The organism is Pseudomonas sp. A39 (genome assembly GCF_058145955.1).
Genome location: NZ_JBYVMD010000002.1, coordinates 182642 through 198592 on the forward strand (window position 1 = coordinate 182642; position 15951 = coordinate 198592).

Annotated in this window: 13 protein-coding genes; 6 read left to right on the forward strand and 7 right to left on the reverse strand. The window is 61.8% G+C overall.

The annotated features are described in order from the left end of the window. The first annotated feature begins 2 nt into the window (after window positions 1–2). Complete coding sequence (locus AC3ZU9_RS02480; protein WP_043205847.1) at window positions 3–281, forward strand: PTS sugar transporter subunit IIB; 279 nt, start codon at window positions 3–5, stop codon at window positions 279–281. A 63-nt stretch (window positions 282–344) separates the two neighbouring features. Here the strand turns inward: AC3ZU9_RS02480 and mltF are convergent, their stop codons facing one another. Further along, window positions 345–1805, reverse strand: a complete 1461-nt coding sequence (gene mltF / locus AC3ZU9_RS02485; protein ID WP_015885718.1) for a membrane-bound lytic murein transglycosylase MltF — start codon at window positions 1803–1805, stop codon at window positions 345–347. A gap of 287 nt (window positions 1806–2092) precedes the next feature. Here mltF and purL point away from each other — a divergent pair, with 287 nt between their 5' ends. From purL to AC3ZU9_RS02510, 5 genes are all read left to right on the forward strand, one after another. Then, complete coding sequence (gene purL, locus AC3ZU9_RS02490; protein ID WP_015885717.1) at window positions 2093–5989, forward strand: phosphoribosylformylglycinamidine synthase; 3897 nt, start codon at window positions 2093–2095, stop codon at window positions 5987–5989. 4 nt (window positions 5990–5993) lie between these two features. After that, the gene (locus tag AC3ZU9_RS02495) at window positions 5994–6305 is read left to right on the forward strand and encodes a YqfO family protein (protein WP_015885716.1); all 312 of its coding nucleotides are present in this window, start codon (window positions 5994–5996) and stop codon (window positions 6303–6305) included. Window positions 6306–6636: 331 nt separating this feature from the next. Beyond that, complete coding sequence (locus AC3ZU9_RS02500; protein WP_015885715.1) at window positions 6637–6915, forward strand: type II toxin-antitoxin system RelE/ParE family toxin; 279 nt, start codon at window positions 6637–6639, stop codon at window positions 6913–6915. A 14-nt stretch (window positions 6916–6929) separates the two neighbouring features. Further along, window positions 6930–7217, forward strand: coding sequence for a HigA family addiction module antitoxin (locus AC3ZU9_RS02505; protein ID WP_010207958.1), 288 nt, complete (start codon window positions 6930–6932; stop codon window positions 7215–7217). A 365-nt stretch (window positions 7218–7582) separates the two neighbouring features. Beyond that, window positions 7583–7846 carry a DUF6124 family protein gene (locus AC3ZU9_RS02510; RefSeq protein WP_015885714.1) on the forward strand — a complete coding sequence of 88 codons (264 nt, stop codon included), beginning with the start codon at window positions 7583–7585 and terminating at the stop codon, window positions 7844–7846. 152 nt (window positions 7847–7998) lie between these two features. On the opposite strand, the gene nagE is transcribed toward AC3ZU9_RS02510, so the two are convergent. The 6 genes from nagE to AC3ZU9_RS02540 form a co-directional block, all read right to left on the reverse strand. Further along, window positions 7999–9696, reverse strand: coding sequence for an N-acetylglucosamine-specific PTS transporter subunit IIBC (gene nagE / locus AC3ZU9_RS02515; protein ID WP_490090278.1), 1698 nt, complete (start codon window positions 9694–9696; stop codon window positions 7999–8001). Window positions 9697–9723: 27 nt separating this feature from the next. Then, window positions 9724–12237, reverse strand: coding sequence for a phosphoenolpyruvate--protein phosphotransferase (gene ptsP, locus AC3ZU9_RS02520; RefSeq protein WP_490090279.1), 2514 nt, complete (start codon window positions 12235–12237; stop codon window positions 9724–9726). A 36-nt stretch (window positions 12238–12273) separates the two neighbouring features. Continuing rightward, the gene (locus AC3ZU9_RS02525; RefSeq protein ID WP_015885711.1) at window positions 12274–13284 is read right to left on the reverse strand and encodes an SIS domain-containing protein; all 1011 of its coding nucleotides are present in this window, start codon (window positions 13282–13284) and stop codon (window positions 12274–12276) included. Further along, entirely contained in the window at window positions 13277–14383 is a 1107-nt protein-coding gene (nagA, locus tag AC3ZU9_RS02530; RefSeq protein ID WP_122811899.1) for an N-acetylglucosamine-6-phosphate deacetylase, read from the reverse strand. Before nagA ends, AC3ZU9_RS02525 begins: the two co-directional genes overlap by 8 nt. A gap of 10 nt (window positions 14384–14393) precedes the next feature. Then, window positions 14394–15152 (reverse strand): GntR family transcriptional regulator, encoded by a 759-nt coding sequence (locus AC3ZU9_RS02535; RefSeq protein ID WP_015885709.1) that lies wholly within the window; start codon window positions 15150–15152, stop codon window positions 14394–14396. 262 nt (window positions 15153–15414) lie between these two features. Then, window positions 15415–15918, reverse strand: coding sequence for a L,D-transpeptidase family protein (locus tag AC3ZU9_RS02540; RefSeq protein WP_015885708.1), 504 nt, complete (start codon window positions 15916–15918; stop codon window positions 15415–15417). Between the last annotated feature and the right edge of the window lie 33 nt (window positions 15919–15951).

The following is a 15951-nucleotide window of genomic DNA, read 5'->3' on the forward strand; positions in this document are numbered from 1 at the left end:
GCATGTTCGAGAAATTACAGCGGGCGTTCTGGAAGGCGCTGACGCCGGATTTGATTGCCGAGACCGTCACTGCGCCAAAGCAAAGTCTGTTGTCGGCCGACATGCTGAGGGCATTGGGTGGCGCGGATAATCTCAAGTCGCAGCAGCGTGTGGCGCTGACGCGGGTGCGGGTGCAGTTGCAGGATGCGGGGCGGGTGGATGAGGCGGCGTTGAGGGCGGCAGGTGTGTCTGGGGTGATGGTGTTGGCGGGCGGCGTAGTGCATCTGCTCACCGGCCTCTAAGCCAGGTGGAGATCCAAATGTGGGAGGGGACAAGCCTCCTCCCACATGGGTTTTGCTGTGTTCTTACAACTGCGGGTTATCTTCCGGCGGCTTGGTCTTGTCCACGCCCGGCACATGCAAGTTGCCTTCGACCACCTGGTTGCCTTCCAACTGCGGCTGGGTCACCCAGGTGAGGATGTCGTAGTAACGCCGGATGTTCGCCACAAAATGCACCGGCTCCCCACCGCGCGCATACCCGTAGCGGGTCTTGCTGTACCACTGCTTCTGCGACAGGCGCGGCAGCATCTTCTTCACGTCCAGCCACTTGTTCGGGTTCAGGCCTTCGCGCTTGGCCAAGGTGCGGGCATCTTCCAAGTGGCCGGTGCCGACGTTGTAGGCGGCGAGGGCGAACCAGGTGCGATCCGGCTCGGCGATGCTGTCGTCCAGTTCATCCTTGATCTTGGCCAGGTACTTGGCACCGCCCATGATGCTTTGCTTGGGGTCCAGGCGGTTGGACACGCCCATCGCCTGGGCAGTGTTCTGGGTCAGCATCATCAGGCCGCGCACGCCGGTCTTGGACGTAACGGCCGGCTGCCACAGCGATTCCTGATAGCCAATGGCTGCCAACAGGCGCCAATCGACCTTTTCTTCCTTGGCGTAGGCGCGGAAGTGTTTTTCGTACTTGGGCAAACGCTGCTGCAGATGTTGGGCGAAGGTGTAGGCGCCCACATAGCCGAGCACGTCGACATGCCCGTAGTAGCGGTCTTTCAGACGCTGCAACGTGCCGTTTTTCTCGACTTTATCCAGGTAACTGTTGATCTCGTTGAGCAGGCTGTTGTCGTCACCGGCGGCGACGGCCCAGCTCTGGTTGCTGGCATTGCCGAGGTCGAACGCCACGCGCACGTTGGGGAAGTACACCTGGTTCATCGCCACTTCGTTGGAGTCCACCAGGGTCAGGTCGATTTGGCCCTCGTCCACCATGCGCAGCAAGTCGACGACCTCAACGGCGTCTGATTCTTCGTATTCAATGGCAGGGTTCTGCTTTTTAAGCGCCGCCAGTTGCTCGGCGTGGGTGCTGCCCTTGAGCACCATGATCTTCTTGCCCACCAGGTCCGCCGCATTGGTCGGGCGGGACTGGCCATTGCGATAGATGATCTGCGGGGTGACTTCAAGGTAAGGGTGGGAGAAACGTACCTGCGCCTGGCGCTGTTCACTGCTGACCAAGCCGGCCGCCGCGAGGACCGGGCCGTTGGGCTTGCCCAACTGGCCGAACAGATCGTCGAGGTTGTCGGCGGTCTCGATCTCCAGCTTCACGCCCAGGTCGTCGGCAAAGCGCTTGACCAGTTCGTATTCGAAACCGGTTTCACCGTTGCGGTCCTGGAAATAAGTCGCCGGGCTGTTCCGGGTAACCACCCGCAATACGCCATCCTCCTTGATTCGCTCGAGCGTGCTGGGCTTATCAACACAGGCGCTGAGCATCAGGAAGAGTCCGGTTGCGATGAGCCATTTGGCGCATCGCGGGCGCAAAGCAGTTGGGGAGAACATCTGCGCAGTATACGCAAACGGCCCACGGCGCCATATCTCGACAGCGCGGGACTTGTCTGCTAGCGCCCGCAAAACTGTGCTGTAGCCCGCAGAAACGTGGCTTGGCAGGGGATTGTGACGGTTAAAATAACTGCGCCGAATGCCCACTATGACCCCTCGAAAGGGCTGTAATCCGGCCAACTGACGTTCGGCGCCAGCCACCGGTAGCGTTTCGGGTGCCGTTGGCGACGGTTTACGCTAGAATGCACGGCCTCAAAGCACACCCCCTTCCCGAGGCTGTCCCGAAGATGTTGATCCTGCGCGGCGCTCCTGCCCTTTCTGCCTTTCGCCACAGCAAACTCCTTGAGCAACTGAGCCAGAAGGTTCCAGCGGTTACAGGCCTGTATGCTGAATTTGCTCACTTCGCCGACGTTACCGGCGTGTTGACCGCCGACGAACAGCAAGTGCTGGCGCGCCTTCTGAAGTACGGCCCAAGCGTTCCGGTTCAAGAGCCTAACGGCCGCTTGTTCCTGGTATTGCCGCGGTTCGGCACCATCTCGCCCTGGTCGAGCAAGGCCAGCGATATCGCCCGCAACTGCGGCCTGGACAAAATCCAGCGCCTGGAGCGTGGTATCGCTTTCTACGTCGCCGGCCAGTTCAGCGATGCCGAAGCCGAGCTGATCGCCAGCAGCCTGCACGACCGCATGACCCAGATCATCGTCAGCCAGTTGGAACAGGCTGCCGGCCTGTTCAGCCACGCCGAGCCCAAGCCGCTGACCGCGATTGACGTGCTCGGCGGTGGCCGCGCCGCCCTCGAGAAGGCCAACACCGAGCTGGGCCTGGCCTTGGCCGAAGACGAGATCGACTACCTGGTCAACGCCTTTAACGGCTTGAAGCGCAACCCGCACGACATCGAACTGATGATGTTTGCCCAGGCCAACTCCGAGCACTGCCGTCACAAGATCTTCAACGCCAGTTGGGACATCGACGGCGAAAGCCAGGAAAAAAGCCTGTTCGGCATGATCAAGAACACCTACGTGATGCACAGCGAAGGCGTTCTGTCTGCTTATAAGGACAACGCTTCGGTGATCGTCGGCTCCGTCGCCGGCCGTTTCTTCCCGGACCCTGAAACCCGCCAGTACGGCGCGGTGCAGGAGCCGGTGCACATCCTGATGAAGGTTGAAACCCACAACCACCCGACCGCGATTGCCCCATTCCCAGGCGCAGCCACCGGTTCCGGCGGCGAAATCCGTGACGAAGGTGCAACCGGCCGTGGCGCCAAGCCCAAGGCGGGCCTCACCGGTTTCACCGTGTCCAACCTGCAGATCCCAGGCTTCGAACAGCCGTGGGAGGTGCCGTACGGCAAGCCTGAGCGCATTGTGACCGCGCTGGACATCATGATCGAAGGCCCACTGGGCGGCGCCGCGTTCAACAACGAGTTCGGGCGTCCGGCGCTGACCGGTTACTTCCGTACCTTCGAACAGTCCATCACCACCCCGCGTGGCGATGAAGTGCGCGGCTACCACAAGCCAATCATGTTGGCCGGCGGCATGGGCAACATCCGTGAAGAACACGTCAAGAAAGGCGAGATCCTGGTCGGCTCCAAGCTGATCGTACTCGGCGGCCCGGCGATGTTGATCGGCCTGGGCGGCGGCGCAGCTTCCTCCATGGCCACCGGCACCAGCTCGGCAGACCTGGACTTCGCGTCCGTACAGCGCGAAAACCCTGAGATGGAGCGTCGCTGCCAGGAAGTCATCGACCGCTGCTGGCAGTTGGGTGACAAGAACCCGATCAGCTTCATCCACGACGTCGGCGCCGGTGGTTTGTCCAACGCCTTCCCGGAACTGGTCAACGATGGCGACCGTGGTGGCCGTTTCGAACTGCGCAACATTCCAAACGACGAGCCGGGCATGGCCCCGCACGAAATCTGGAGCAACGAATCCCAGGAACGCTACGTACTGGCCGTCGGCCCTGAAGACTTCGCGCGCTTCCAGGCCATCTGCGAACGCGAGCGCTGCCCGTTTGCCGTGGTCGGCGAAGCCACTGCCGAGCCGCAGTTGACCGTTACCGACAGCCACTTCGGCAACAGCCCGGTGGACATGCCGCTCGAAGTGCTGCTGGGCAAAGCCCCACGCATGCACCGTTCGGCGGTACGTGAAGCCGAACTGGGCGATGACTTCGACCCAAGCACGCTGGAATTGGCCGACAGCATCGAACGTGTGCTGCACCACCCGGCCGTGGCGAGCAAAAGCTTCCTGATCACCATCGGCGACCGCACCATCACCGGCCTGGTGGCCCGTGACCAAATGGTCGGCCCGTGGCAGGTTCCCGTGGCTGACGTTGCCGTCACCGCCACTAGCTTCGACGTCTACACCGGTGAAGCCATGGCCATGGGCGAGCGCACGCCGCTGGCCCTGCTGGACGCTCCGGCGTCGGGCCGGATGGCCATTGGTGAAACCCTCACCAACATCGCCGCGTCGCGCATTGGTAAATTGTCCGACATCAAACTGTCGGCCAACTGGATGTCGGCAGCCGGTCACCCAGGCGAAGATGCACGCCTGTATGACACCGTCAAAGCGGTCGGCATGGAATTGTGCCCTGAGCTGGGTATCACCATTCCGGTGGGCAAGGACTCCATGTCCATGGCCACCCGTTGGAACGAAGACGGCACCGACAAGAGCGTCACTTCGCCGCTGTCGCTGATCGTCACCGGTTTCGCACCGGTCACCGACATCCGCCAGACCCTGACCCCGCAATTGCGCATGGACAAGGGCACTACCGACCTGATCCTGATCGACCTGGGCCGTGGCCAGAACCGCATGGGCGCCTCGATCCTGGCACAGACCCATGGCAAGCTCGGCAAACACGCGCCGGACGTCGATGACGCCGAAGACCTCAAAGCCTTCTTCGCCGTGATCCAAGGCCTCAACGCCGACGGTCACTTGCTGGCCTACCACGACCGTTCCGATGGCGGCTTGCTGACCAGCGTCGTCGAGATGGCCTTCGCCGGTCACTGCGGCCTGAACATCGTGCTCGACAGCGTTGCCGAGGATGCCTCCGAAATCAACGGCATCCTGTTCAACGAAGAGTTGGGCGCAGTGATCCAGGTTCGCCAGGACGCCACCCCGGACGTGCTTGCACAATTCAGCGCCGCCGGCCTGGACGACTGCGTCGCGGTGATCGGCCAGCCGATCAACAACGGCGAGATCAACATCTCGTTCAACGGCGACACCGTGTTTGCCGGCCAGCGCCGCTTGCTGCAACGCCAGTGGGCCGAGACCAGCTACCAGATCCAACGCCTGCGCGACAACGCCGACTGCGCCGAGCAGGAATTCGACGTGATCCTGGAAGAAGACAACCCGGGCCTGAGCACCAAGCTCAGCTTCGACGTCAACCAGGACATCGCCGCGCCTTACATCAAGAAAGGCATTCGCCCACAAGTTGCCGTACTGCGTGAGCAGGGCGTCAATGGCCAGGTGGAAATGGCGGCCGCGTTCGACCGCGCCGGCTTCAATGCGATCGACGTGCACATGAGCGACATCCTCGCCGGTCGCGTTGACCTCAATGAGTTCAAAGGCCTCGTCGCCTGCGGCGGTTTCTCCTACGGCGACGTGCTGGGTGCCGGTGAAGGCTGGGCCAAATCGGCCCTGTTCAACAGCCGTGCCCGTGATGCGTTCCAGGGTTTCTTCGAACGCAACGACAGCTTCACCCTGGGTGTGTGCAACGGTTGCCAGATGATGTCCAACCTTAGCGAACTGATCCCAGGCAGCGAGTTCTGGCCGCACTTTGTGCGCAACCGTTCCGAGCAGTTCGAAGCCCGTGTCGCCATGGTGCAGGTGCAGGAGTCCAACTCGATCTTCCTGCAAGGCATGGCCGGTTCGCGCATGCCAATCGCCATCGCCCACGGTGAAGGCCATGCCGAGTTCGCCAGCGAAGAAGCCCTGCTTGAGGCTGACCTGTCCGGTACCGTTGCCCTGCGTTTCGTCGACAACCACGGCAAGGTCACCGAGACCTACCCGGCCAACCCGAACGGCTCGCCGCGCGGGATCACTGGCCTCACCAGCCGCGACGGCCGCGTGACCATCATGATGCCGCACCCGGAGCGTGTATTCCGCGCCGTGCAGAACTCGTGGCGCCCGGAAGAGTGGGACGAGGACGGCGCCTGGATGCGCATGTTCCGCAACGCCCGCGTGTGGGTGAACTAAGGCCGTGTACAAGCTCAGCTTCTTCGTGCCCGACAGCCACGTGGAGACGGTGAAAACCGCCGTCTTCGCAGCTGGCGGCGGGCGCATCGGCAACTACGACAGCTGCGCCTGGCAAGTGCTGGGCCAGGGCCAATTCCGCGCGTTGGACGGCAGCCAGCCGTTTATTGGGCAGGTGGGCCAGGTTGAAGTGGTTGAGGAATGGAAGGTTGAGCTGGTGGTGGCGGATGAGTTGATCGTGGCTGTCGTGGCTGCACTCAAACTCAGCCATCCGTATGAGACACCGGCGTATGAGGTGTGGCAGTTGGCGGATTTTTGATCTGTTGGCTGTAGAAACAAGAAACCCGCTGGGCCAGTTTGGTCAGCGGGTTTTTTGTTGGCTGTAAGGGCCAATCGCAGGCAAGCCAGCTCCCACATTCGACCGCGTTTATCCTGAAGGAATGCAGTCGAATGTGGGAGCGGGCTTGCTCGCGAAGGCGTTGGGACAGGCGCGTCAGATCTTTCCCACAGGCCTTTCAGGTTGTCCCTCGGAACCCATCTCCCTAGCCTCCCTGCTTTGCATTTTCTCAGTGGTGGAATGTTATGAGTCTGACGACCAGAACTGATATGCGGCTATTGCATGGCGTGATGTATCACATCACAATCGCGCCATGATCGTTAGTTGGAAACATAAAGGCCTTCGCATCTTTTATGAAACGGGCTCAACGAAAGGGATCAATGCCAACCACGTGAATCGCTTGCGCCGTGTCTTGCTGATTTTAGACAGCGCGATTCATTGGAGCGATCTGGAACTGCCAGGTTGGCGCTTCCATCGCCTGAAGGGCGATCTTGTCGACTACTGGTCAGTGAGCATCAGTGGTAACTGGCGCATCATTTTTCGCATGTATGACGATCAAGTCGAGCTGGTCGACTATCTGGATTACCACTGAGAAGGGGTCTGTTTATGGGTATGCACAATCCTCCTCACCCAGGGGAAATACTGCTTGAGGATGTCATTCCCGGGCTGGGAATGACGATCACTGAAGTTGCTCGACGTCTGGGTTTCGCTAGGGAAACCTTTTCAAGAATTCTTCATGGGCATGCGCCTGTTAGCCCTGATCTAGCTGTGCGGCTTGAGCGCGCGGGCATCAGCAAGGCCCAGATGTGGCTCTCAATGCAGAGCAGTTATGACCTGTGGCAGGCAGAGCATAGAGAACAGCCTGTTATTGAGCGGTTTGCTCGGATTGAGTAACCGAGATTAAAGCGCCCGGCTTTGGCCGGGTTTTCGTTGCCTGCGATGGCGTCGGTACTGGCGCCTCAGAGATTTCCTACAAGCCTTTCAGGTTGTCCCTCGGAACTCACCTCACTAACCTTTTCCCGTCGCTGCCAATTCAGTGACCGGGACTGCAAGCCCGCCGATAATTTGTTAGTGCTGAACAGCGCACCTATAATCATGCCGCTTTCATAAAGCGGTTATTGATTCATGGTGGCTGTGTGCGGGAGACCCTCGGGTCTGCCGAGGTTCCTAACAACTCGGTCTTGCAGACCCGTACACAGCTGCCACCCATCATCTGCAAGTGATGTCGGTAGCTCCCACTTTTTGTTAGGAGTTTTACCATGATCAAAAACAGTCCAAATCCTCCATCTGATTCTCAGCCCGCCGACCAACTCTTCACTGTACTACCCAACTTGAACAGCGAAACCCTGCTCGCCAATGCTTCCCAAGACCTGGCATCAGTCCAGGCACTGGCGGGCAATCTGGCGTTTGACGTCGACGGCCCCCAGCGTGATGCGGTGCTGGGGATTCATCGAATGGTGGAAGGTATCCAGTTGATGGTCGATCGGGTGTTGGACCTACAGGAAGTGCCGATCAGCAACTGAATACACCACACCCTGTGGCGAGGGAGCTTGCTCCCGTTGGGGTGCGAAGCGCCCCCAAAACCTGCCACAGCGTTCTGTCTGAAAAAAGGGGTGTTCTGAACAAGGGGCTGCTACGCAGCCCAGCGGGAGCAAGCTCCCTCGCCACAGGGGGATCAGGCGTTGATTGGGTGGGTAACCAACCGCTCCAGCGCCTCACTCAACCCGGAGGCCTTGTCACCAATCAACAGGTGCCAAGCACCGCTTTCCAGCTGGCTGACACCTTGGCAACCCAGTGCAGTGAGATCAGCTTCAGACAACCCCGAATCATCCCCCAACTCCACCCGCAACCGGGTCATCGCCACGGCTTCCAGCTGCCGCACATTCCCACGGCCACCCAAGGCGCTCAGCCATTTCTCGGCTTCCTGCACATTCACTGCCAGCGGCTTATCCACAAGCGCAACCGTCATAGGTGTGCTGGCAACAAACGACGGCATGGCCAAGCGAATCTCATCAGCAATGCTATCCGCCATCGGCCCAACCACCACCTGCAAGCTCCCGCCGTTCCCCGGTCGAACCACAGCCATGGCACCCAGTGCTTTCAGCTCCGCATCCACCGCCTTGTTGCGATCCACCATGTCCAACCGCAGGCGTGTGGTGCAGGCGCCAACGCTCAGCAGGTTCTCCGCGCCGCCCAGGGCTTGGATGTATGCCGTGGCCCGCTGGTTATCCGTCATCACCTCAGCCTGCATCACCGGAATATCTTCACGGCCCGGCGTCTTGAGGTTGAACCGACGAATGCAGTAGTTGAACACGCTGTAGTAGACCAGCGCGTAGGCCAACCCCACCGGGAACACCAGCCAGCCATTGGTGGACTTGCCCCAACCCAGCACCATGTCGATAAACCCACCGGAGAAGGTAAAGCCCAGGTGGATATTCAGCATATTGGTGACAGCCATCGACAGGCCCGTCAGCACGGCGTGAATCAGGTACAAAAACGGCGCAAGGAACATAAACGCAAATTCAATCGGCTCCGTCACCCCAGTCAAAAACGAGGTCAGCGCCATCGACAGGAAAATCCCACCCATCACCTTGCGTCGTTCCGGCAATGCATTGCGGTACATCGCCAAACACGCGGCCGGCAGGCCAAACAGCATCACTGGGAACATGCCGGTCATGAACTGGCCGCCTTTGGGGTCGCCAGCAAAGTAGCGGGTCAGGTCACCGGTCACGACCGCCCCGGTCACCGGGTCGGTAAATGTGCCAAACACAAACCACGCCATGTTGTTGAGGATATGGTGCAGGCCGGTAACGATCAGCAGGCGGTTGAACACGCCAAACACAAACGCCCCCAGGCTGCCGCTTTCCATCAGCAAGACGCCGAAGCTGTTGATGCCATGCTGGATCGGCGGCCAGATCAAACCAAAGATCACGCCCAGCCCAACTGCCGAAAACCCGGTGACAATCGGCACAAAACGCCGCCCACCAAAGAACGCCAGGTACTCCGGCAGTTTGATGTCCTTGAAGCGGTTATACAGCCCGCCTGCCATCAAGCCGCTGGCGATCCCGGCGAGCATGCCCATGTTGATGGTGGTGTCCATCACCTTGAGCGTGGAGACCATCACCAGGTAACCAATGGCCCCGGCCAGTCCGGCCGTGCCGTTGTTGTCGCGGGCAAAGCCCACGGCAATGCCGATGGCGAAGATCAGCGCCAGGTTGGCGAAGATTGCCTGCCCGGCATCGTGCATCACCGCGATGTTCAGCAGGTCGGTGTCGCCCAGGCGCAGCAGCAGGCCGGCGATCGGCAGGATTGCGATCGGCAGCATCAGCGCGCGGCCGAGGCGTTGCAGGCCTTCAATAAAATGTTGGTACATGGCGTGTCTCCTTTTTTCTTGTTGTTGTCAGCTCAGCGGCCAGTGGTGTTGACAGGCTTGGCGAACGGCCTTGGCGCTGCTCAGGTGGAGCAGGCCCTGGCTCAGTTGCCGGCATTGCGCCGCATCCAGGTGGCGGACGCGGTCCTTGATTTCGCCGATCTGCAGCGGGCTGACGGACAGCTCGCTGACCCCCAGGCCGACCAGCACCGGTGTGGCCAGCGGGTCGGATGCCAGGGCGCCACACACGCCGACCCAACGCCCGTGTTTCGCAGCGCCCGCGCAGGTTTGGGCGATCAGCCGCAGCAGCGCCGGGTGCAACGCATCGACGCGGGCGGCGAGGCCGGCGTGGTCGCGGTCCATCGCCAGGGTGTACTGGGACAGGTCATTGGTGCCGATGGACAGGAAGTCTGCATACCGCGCAAGCTGCTCGGCCATCAGTGCAGCGGCGGGCACTTCGATCATCACGCCCAGTTCTGGGCGCTGGGTCAGTTCCAACTCCACGCACAGCTCATCCAGGCGTTGGCGGATGTGCAGCAGTTCATCGACCTCGCTGACCATCGGCAGCAGGATCCGGCAGCGCGCCAGCGGACTGACTTGCAGCAGGGCACGCAGTTGCTGGTCGAGCACGTCAGGGCGCACCTGGGCCAGGCGAATCCCACGCAGGCCCAGCACCGGGTTAGCTTCGACGGGCAACGGCAGGTAGTCGAGTTGCTTGTCGCCACCCACGTCAATGGTGCGGATGATCACTGACTTGTCACCCATGGCATCCAGCACGGCTTGGTAGGCGTGGCGTTGTTCCTGTTCATCGGGCGCGGTGCGGCGGTCGACGAAGAGAAATTCGGTGCGCAGCAGGCCGACGCCATCGGCACCGTTTTCGAACGCCACCTGGGCTTCGGCGCTGGAGGCGACATTCGCGGCGATCTCGATGCTCACACCGTCGGTGGTGTGAGCGGGTTGTTGGGCTTGCGCCTGTTGCTGCTGGCGCCGCAACTTTTGCGCGTCGCGAATCTGGTGCACTTCAGCGTGGCGCGCATCGCTGGGGGCCAGTTCCAGGCGACCGTTGGCGGCGTCCAGCACCACGCGTTGGCCCTGGGGCACGTCGAGTACGTCGGCGCCCAACGCCACTACGCAAGGCAGGCCTTTACCCCGAGCCAAAATGGCTACGTGAGAAGTGGCGCCGCCTTCGGCCATGCAGAGGCCGACGGCGTGTTGCGCACTCAGTTGCAGCAGGTCAGACGGCGTCAGTTCATGGGCGCTGACAATCGCCCCGGCCGGCAATTCGAAGTGCCAGCCTTCACCCAGTAATGCGCGCAGTACCCGTTGTTGCAGGTCACGCAGGTCATTGGCGCGCTCGGCGAACAGCGGTTTGCCCAGGGCCAGCAGCACTGCGCATTGCGCCTGGATTGCATCGCGCCAGGCGTGGGTAGCCGCGCTGCCTTGTTCAATCGAGCCGGTCGCAGCTTCGAGCAAATTAGGGTCTTCCAGCAGCGCGAGGTGGGCGGCGAAGATGTCCTCTTCCTCGGCGTTCTTGCGCTGGCGGGCGTGGTCGAGGGTGCTGCTGATTTCGCTGCGCACTTGCTCCAGGGCCGCGTCCAGACGTTGCAGTTGCTCATCGGCAGAGTGGTTGCCGGTGTCGGCAGGCAGTTCGATGCCGGTCAGGCGGAACAGCGGCCCGCACACCAGGCCCGGCGCAGCACACACGCCTTGCAACACACCGACTTCGGTATTCGCCCGGCGCGGCGCGGCGGCTGCGGCGGGGGCGTGGTGTTCTTCTTTAATGACGGCGGACAAGGCCGCGACCAACGCCTGCAGCGCCGCCTCAGCGTCCTTGCCACGACAGCTCACGCGGACCTCATCACCTTCACCAATGCCCAGGCCCATCAAGCCAATCAGGCTGTCGCACGACGCCGACTTGTCGCCAAAATGCAGTTGCGCCTGGCTGCTGAAACCCTGCGCGGCCTTGCGCACTAATGCCGCCGGACGCGCATGCAATCCGCCCCGATGGGTAATGCGTACGCTGGCGCTGGCTTCACCTGCCGAGTTATCCACAGGCGTTTCAGCCGACGCCGCCGAACGCGCCACGATCTGCAACAACGGCTCGCCGACCTTGACCGTTCGCCCGGCAAGCGCACGCAATTCGAAGCGCTCGCCATTGGTCAGGATGATCAGGCTGACCAGGCTCTTGCACTGGCGCGCAATCCGGTCCAGGTCAAACTGAACCAGGGCTTGGCCCTGGCTCACCCGCGCGCCGTTCTTCACCAGCAAGGCAAACCCCTCGCCATTCAGTTCCACCGTATCGATGCCCACATGCATCAACACCTCGGCACCGTTCCTGGCGCGGATCGTCAGGGCGTGCCCGGTGCGCGCGACGTGGATGATTTCCCCGTCAAACGGCGCGTGCAGGCAATCATTCAGCGGGTCGATGGCAATGCCGTCGCCCATGGCGCCACTGGCGAACACGTCGTCGGGAACATTGCCCAGGGTCAGTACCGGCCCGCTGAGGGGCGCGCAGAGGGTCAGATCATTATTGTTGTTGGACATGGGCACGGTACTCATCAGGAAAACACGGCACTCGACTCAGTGAGTACGAGTGACTTTGCTCAGGTGGCGCGGTTGGTCCGGGTCCATGCCCCGGGCGACCGCCAGGCCTGCGGCCATCACGTAGAAACTCTGGATCGCCAGGATCGGGTCCAGGCTCGGGTGTTCGGCGCGGCTCAAAGTCAGGTCGCGTTCGGCGATATCGTCCGGCGCGGCCAGCAACACGCGGGCGCCGCGTTGGCGCATGTCGGCGGCCAGGCTCAGCAGGCCGGCTTGCTCGGCGCCGCGTGGGGCGAAGACCAGCAATGGATAGTTATCGCCAATCAACGCCATCGGCCCGTGGCGCACTTCGGCGCTGCTGAACGCTTCGGCCTGGATCGCCGAGGTTTCCTTGAGCTTGAGCGCGGCTTCCTGGGCGATGGCAAAGCCGGCGCCTCGGCCGATGACCATCAATTGCTGGCAATCGCGCAGGGCGTCGATGGCAGTGGTCCAATCCTGCTTGGCGGCTGTACGCAGCTCGTCGGGCAGGGCGCGGCAGGCTTCGAGCAAATCGGCTTCCTGGTTCCAGTGACCGATCAACAACGCGCTGGCGCTGAGGGTGGCGATAAAGCTTTTGGTGGCGGCCACGCTGTGTTCCGGCCCGGCGCACAGCGGTATATGAAACTCGCAGGCGGCTTCCAAGGGCGAATCTTCGGCGTTGACCAGCGAAACGCTCAAGGCGCCACGTTTACGCAGCAGGCGCAGGCTGTTGACCAGGTCCGGGCTCTGGCCCGATTGGGAGAACCCAAATGCCACCTGGCCGCTGACTTTCATCGGCGCTTGCAACAAGGTCACCACGGACATGGGCAATGACGCGACCGGAATGCCCACATGTTGCATGGCCAAGTACGCGAAGTAGCTGGCGGCATGGTCCGAGCTGCCACGGGCGATGGTCATCGCCACTTGCGGCGGCTGGCGGCGCAGGCGGCCGGCGACTTCCTCCAGCAACGGGTCCAGGCGTTGCAGCTGCGCCGCGACGGCGTCGCAGGAGGCCAGGGCCTCTTCAAGCATTTTTGAAGTCAATGGTTTCTCCTTCGACCATTACGTCTGTGAGTGTCAGGGAGCGGTCCAGGCGCACGCAGTCGGCAAAACTGCCGGGTTGCAGGCGGCCGCGTTCTTCCAGGCCCAGGTAGTCCGCAGGAAATTGCGACAGGCGTTGTGAGGCTTCGCTGATGGGCAGGCCGATCTTCACCAGGTTGCGCAGCGCCTGGTCCATGGTCAGCGTGCTGCCGGCCAGGGTGCCGTCGGCCAGGCGCACCCCGCCCAGGCATTTGGTCACGGTGTGGCTGCCCAGCTTATATTCGCCATCGGGCATGCCGGCGGCGGCGGTGGAGTCGGTGACGCAGTACAGGCAGGGGATCGCGCGCAGTGCCACGCGCATGGCGCCGGGGTGGACGTGCAGCAGGTCGGGGATCAATTCGGCGTACTGGGCGTGCGCCAGCGCGGCGCCGACGATGCCGGGCTCGCGGTGATGCAGCGGGCTCATGGCGTTGTACAAATGCGTGAAGCTGGTGGCACCGGCGGCGAGGGCGGCGACGCCTTCTTCATAGCTGCCCAGGGTGTGGCCGATCTGCATGCGCACGCCGCGTTCGCTGAGGGCGCGGATCAGCGCATCGTGGCCGGCGATTTCCGGCGCGATGGTGATCACCCGGATCGGCGCCAGGCGCAGGTAGGCTTCCACTTCGGCCATCAACGCGGTGTGGGCGAAGTTAGGTTGGGCGCCGAGTTTGCCTGGATTGATGTAGGGACCTTCCAAGTGCACGCCGAGCACACGGGCGCTGCCTGTAGGACGTTGCTCGCAGAAGTTGCCGAGCTGGCCGAGCACGCGGGAGATTTCATCCACCGGTGCCGTCATGGTGGTGGCCAGCAGCGAGGTGGTGCCGAAACGCACATGGGTGCGGGTGATGGTCTCGAAGGCCTCAACGCCTTCCATGATGTCCTTGCCGCCACCGCCGTGCACATGCAAGTCGATAAAACCGGGCAGCAAGTAGGGCAAGTCGTTGTCAGCCGGGTCGCACGGCGTGCCTTCGATGGCGACGACCTTGCCGTGCTCGTGCACCAGGCGGCCGCGAATCCAGCCGCTGGGCGTGAGGATGTTGTCTTCGGACATGGGCAGTTCTCTAAATTCGCAGTTCAGCGGAATAGTCATGGCGGCGCAGTTCTGCGACGAAGTCGTAGTAGTCGTTGCGGCAGTAGGTGTCGGTGATTTCAATTGGCGTGTTGTCGGCGGTGTAGCCGACCCGGGTCATCAGCAGCATGGCGGTGCCGGGAGCAATGCCTACCAGCTTGGCGAACTCATCCGAGGCATTAATGGCCTGGATGTGCTGCAGGGCACGCACGACAGGCTTACCGATGCTTTCCAGGTATTCGTACAGCGAATTGCCGATGGCTTGCGGGTGGGGCAGCACGGAGGCGGGCATGGCGGTCATTTCAATCGCCATGACCGTGTCATCGGCTTTGCGCAGGCGTTTGAGGCGCGCCACTTTGTCGGTGGGCGACAGGCCCAGGCGGATCAGCTCTTCGTGGGTCGGCGGGGTGATATCGCGCTCCAGCCACTGGGAGGTGGGGACAAAACCCTTCAGCCGCAGCATCTCGCTGAAGCCCGACAGGCGTGACAGCGGTTGTTCCAGGCGCGGCGTGATAAACGTGCCGGAGCCTTGGCTGCGGCGGATGAGGCCTTGGGCAAACAGCACTTCCAGCGCTTTACGCGCAGTCACTCGCGAAATACTCAACTGCTCGCTGAGGGCGCGCTCCGACGGCAGTGCCTGTTCGGATTTCCACTGGCCGGCATGGATCGCCGCTTCGAGGTTGCGCGCCAGTTGCAGGTACAGCGGCGTGGATTGTTTGTCGTCGGGACGCAGCGTCAGGATGGGGTTCATCTGTGAGGTTTCCGATGCGGTTATTGGAGTGTTGTCGCCCGGTATGGGCCGGAAATTAATACCACTTAAATACCATGTCAATGCTGCCAAAACGGTGCAAGCACCGGTTTTAGGGCGCTCTATTGGTGCCTGGTATCAAGTGGTATTAGAGAGGTCTTTATCGCGCGCAGAAGTGCGCAGCCCGCACGGTGAACTGGTATTCACCGGCAGGCGCTGCCAGGGGCAGGAATTATTTTCAGATTATTTTACGAACGGTACGAGATTACGGCCGAATCTCGATCAGGGTGCCGTCTTTGACCAGGGTCCAGACTTCACGCATATCCACATTGCGCATGCCGATGCAGCCGTCGGTCCAGTCCAGGGTGTGGAACCACTGCTCCGGGTAATCCTCGGTGTCGGGGGTGCCGTGGATCATGATCATGCTTCCCGGCTTCACGCCTTCGCGGCGGGCGCGGGCGGCGTCGCTGATATTCGGGTAGGAGATGTGCATGGCCAGGTTGAAGCGCTCGCTGGTCTTGCGCCAGTCGATCCAGTACAGGCCCTCCGGCGTGCGGCGGTCGCCCTCGATCAACTTGTGGCCCTTGGGGTTTTTGCCCAGGGAAATACGGTAGGTCTTGAAGGGCTTGCCGTCGTTGATCAACTGCAGCTGGTGGGCGGACTTGAGCACCAGGACTTTTTCGACGGTTTTACCGCCCAGGGTTTCCACGGTGGAGGCCGATGACAGGGTAACGAACGACAGGCAGATAAGAGCAAGCAACCAACGCATTGAAACGGTATCCCTTTAAAGGCCATCTGCCGG

Excerpts from the sequence above, each read along its gene's own strand:
- AC3ZU9_RS02480 (WP_043205847.1), top strand. The coding sequence starts at position 3 with ATGTTCGAGAAATTACAGCGGGCGTTCTGGAAGGCGCTGACGCCGGAT.
- mltF (WP_015885718.1), bottom strand. The coding sequence starts at position 1,805 with ATGTTCTCCCCAACTGCTTTGCGCCCGCGATGCGCCAAATGGCTCATC.
- purL (WP_015885717.1), top strand. The coding sequence starts at position 2,093 with ATGTTGATCCTGCGCGGCGCTCCTGCCCTTTCTGCCTTTCGCCACAGC.
- AC3ZU9_RS02500 (WP_015885715.1), top strand. The coding sequence starts at position 6,637 with ATGATCGTTAGTTGGAAACATAAAGGCCTTCGCATCTTTTATGAAACG.
- AC3ZU9_RS02505 (WP_010207958.1), top strand. The coding sequence starts at position 6,930 with ATGGGTATGCACAATCCTCCTCACCCAGGGGAAATACTGCTTGAGGAT.
- AC3ZU9_RS02510 (WP_015885714.1), top strand. The coding sequence starts at position 7,583 with ATGATCAAAAACAGTCCAAATCCTCCATCTGATTCTCAGCCCGCCGAC.
- nagE (WP_490090278.1), bottom strand. The coding sequence starts at position 9,696 with ATGTACCAACATTTTATTGAAGGCCTGCAACGCCTCGGCCGCGCGCTG.
- ptsP (WP_490090279.1), bottom strand. The coding sequence starts at position 12,237 with ATGTCCAACAACAATAATGATCTGACCCTCTGCGCGCCCCTCAGCGGG.
- AC3ZU9_RS02525 (WP_015885711.1), bottom strand. The coding sequence starts at position 13,284 with ATGCTTGAAGAGGCCCTGGCCTCCTGCGACGCCGTCGCGGCGCAGCTG.
- nagA (WP_122811899.1), bottom strand. The coding sequence starts at position 14,383 with ATGTCCGAAGACAACATCCTCACGCCCAGCGGCTGGATTCGCGGCCGC.
- AC3ZU9_RS02535 (WP_015885709.1), bottom strand. The coding sequence starts at position 15,152 with ATGAACCCCATCCTGACGCTGCGTCCCGACGACAAACAATCCACGCCG.
- AC3ZU9_RS02540 (WP_015885708.1), bottom strand. The coding sequence starts at position 15,918 with ATGCGTTGGTTGCTTGCTCTTATCTGCCTGTCGTTCGTTACCCTGTCA.